This window comes from Neisseria sp. P0021.S006, from assembly GCF_051956895.1.
In genome coordinates this window covers 1-604 of sequence record NZ_JBQCWZ010000877.1, presented here as the reverse complement: position 1 = coordinate 604, position 604 = coordinate 1, and the positions used below count along the sequence as shown (strand labels likewise).

Sequence of the window (604 nt, the reverse complement as noted above, 5' to 3'; positions counted from 1 at the left end):
ATGTATTTGCGCCCCATGGTGCGTTCTTTTTCCAAGTCTTTTTCATTGGTTACCGCCATGCGGGTGATGGAAACTTCCAGCGGCACAATCGGGTCGATGGATTGTGCAAACGCCAATTGCACCGGGCCGCGCACTTGCCCGCTGTTGACTTCGGTGGTCATCACTGCGCCAAAGGTGCGGATATCAAAGAAGTTTTTGCACATCCAAGCGGTAATGTCACGGGCTTTGGCTTCGTCTTTTGGTAGTTTTTTGGCTTCCGATTCTATTCCGAGCGCCTCATAAGCGCGTTTGTTTTGCAGGTTTAACACGCTTTTTTCTTTGACGTAGATTTCGTAACCGGCTTCGTTTTCGCTGCTGATTTCTACAAAATTACGAATTTTGCGTTTTAAGCAGACATCAGTTACCAAGCCTTTGCTGGATTCAGGGTCAAGGCGCGGCATATTGCCCGCATCAGGATCGCCGTTGGGGTTGCCGTTGGTTACGTCAAAAAAGTAAACAAATTCATAGCGGTTTTGAATGGCAGACATTTTCTAGCTCCTTAGTTTTCAATGGTTTCAGCGGTTTCTTTTTTAGCAAAATAGCTTTGTTTTTGATGGTAATAGCC

The 604-nt window shown here is 46.2% G+C and carries 1 protein-coding gene; it reads right to left on the bottom strand.

Annotation, left to right across the window (positions count from 1 at the left end):
• Positions 1 to 527, bottom strand: a 527-nt coding sequence (gene cas7c / locus ACTHUM_RS17650) for a type I-C CRISPR-associated protein Cas7/Csd2 (protein ID WP_440403641.1), incomplete at its 3' end; no start/stop codon positions are given.
• Positions 528 to 604 lie beyond the last annotated feature (77 nt).